A 1,880-nucleotide genomic window follows, 5' to 3' on the forward strand; every position below is an offset into this window, starting at 1 on the left:
GTCGGGCCCTATCGCGGGGCAAGCCCGCTCCCACAGGGGGATGAGCTGCGTCGTTTATTGGGCATGCGCCCAAGGCAGAATCGGAATCGCCGTCACCGCATTCTGCGGGCTACCTTCGACTATCCGGTCGCTGTACACCAGGTACACCAGCGTGTTGCGCTTCTTGTCGAGAAAACGCACCACCTGCATGGTCTTGAACACCAGCGAGGTGCGTTCCTTGAACACCTCCTCGCCATCCTTGAGCTCCCCCTTGAAGTTGATCGGCCCGACCTGACGGCAGGCGATCGATGCCTCCGCGCGGTCTTCCGCCAACCCCAGCCCACCCTTAACGCCGCCGGTCTTGGCCCGCGACAGGTAGCAGGTCACGCCCTCGACCTTGGGGTCGTCGAACGCTTCGACCACGATGCGATCGTTGGGCCCAAGGAACTTGAACACGGTGGACACCTGGCCGATTTCCTCGGCACCGGCCAGCATCGGCAGCATCAACGCTGCCACGGCAAACATCCTTTTCAGCACGGGCATCTCCTTCAGACCAGAACCAGGTTGTCGCGGTGCACCAGCTCAGGCTCGGCGCTGTAGCCCAGCAGGCTTTCGATGGCGTCCGACGGCTGGCCGATGATCTTCTGCGCCTCCAGGGCGCTGTAGTTGGCCAGGCCACGGGCCACTTCCAGGCCATCGGGGCCGACGCAGACCACCATCTCGCCACGGCGGAAGCTGCCCTGCACAGTCTTCACACCGACCGGCAACAGGCTCTTGTTCGATTCGCGCAGGGCCTTCACAGCGCCGGCATCGAGCACCAGGGTGCCGCGGGTCTGCAGGTGGCCAGCCAGCCACTGCTTGCGCGCAGCGAGCATGCCACGCTCAGGCGACAGCAAGGTGCCCAGGCGTTCGCCAGCCTTCAGGCGGTCCAGCACGCGTTCGATACGGCCACCGATGATGATGGTGTGGGCACCGGAGCGCGCGGCCAGGCGCGCAGCACGCAGCTTGGTCTGCATGCCACCGCGCCCCAGAGCACCACCGGTGCCGCCCGCCACGGCGTCGAGCGACGGATCGTCGGCGCGGGCTTCGTAGATCAGTTGGGCTTCGGGGTTGTTGCGCGGGTCGGCGTCGAACATGCCGTCGCGGTCGGTAAGGATCACCAGCAGGTCGGCCTCGACCAGGTTGGCCACCAGCGCGGCGAGGGTGTCGTTGTCGCCGAAGCGGATCTCGTCGGTGACCACGGTGTCGTTCTCGTTGATCACCGGCACCACGCCCAGGTCCACCAGGGTACGCAGGGTGCTGCGGGCATTGAGGTAACGCTTGCGGTCGGAAAGGTCGTCGTGGGTCAGGAGGATCTGCGCGGTGTGCTTGCCGTGCTCGCCGAAGCTCGACTCCCAGGCCTGCACCAAGCGCATCTGGCCGAGCGAAGCGGCCGCCTGCAGCTCGTTCATCGCACTCGGTCGCGTGGTCCAGCCCAGCTGGCTCATGCCTGCGGCCACGGCCCCTGAGGAGACCAGTACCAGTTCCACGCCCGCTTCGCGCAGCGCGACCATCTGCTCGACCCAGACTGCCATCGCACCACGGTCGAGGCCCTTGCCATCGGCGGTCAGCAGCGCACTGCCGATCTTCACGACCCAGCGCTTGGCGCCCGTCACCTTGCTTCGCATCTTCTCTTCCAACCTATGTCGAATCTGTAGATACCAAAACGCCGCTCATTTGAGCGGCGTACCGTGAGAGGGGGTTGAGGCCATCGCGGGACAAGCCCGCTCCCACAAGGATCGCAGCGGACCTGTGGGAGCGGGCTCGTCCCGCGATGGCCTCAACGCCCTCTCACGGTACGCCGCTCAAATGAGCGGCGTTTTGGTATCTACAGATTCGACATAGGTTGGAAGAGAAGATGC

The 1,880-nt window shown here is 65.3% G+C and carries 2 protein-coding genes; both read right to left on the reverse strand.

All coding sequences use genetic code 11. The features are described 5' to 3' along the window. Positions 1–54: 54 nt before the first annotated feature. Positions 55–504 (reverse strand): CreA family protein, encoded by a 450-nt coding sequence (locus tag ACPZMI_RS00075; protein WP_186668416.1) that lies wholly within the window; start codon positions 502–504, stop codon positions 55–57. A gap of 23 nt (positions 505–527) precedes the next feature. Continuing rightward, positions 528–1,646, reverse strand: a complete 1,119-nt coding sequence (gene proB, locus ACPZMI_RS00080; RefSeq protein ID WP_054892485.1) for a glutamate 5-kinase — start codon at positions 1,644–1,646, stop codon at positions 528–530. Between the last annotated feature and the right edge of the window lie 234 nt (positions 1,647–1,880).

It is taken from the genome of Pseudomonas wayambapalatensis (assembly GCF_049942315.1).
Taxonomy (GTDB): domain Bacteria; phylum Pseudomonadota; class Gammaproteobacteria; order Pseudomonadales; family Pseudomonadaceae; genus Aquipseudomonas; species Aquipseudomonas wayambapalatensis.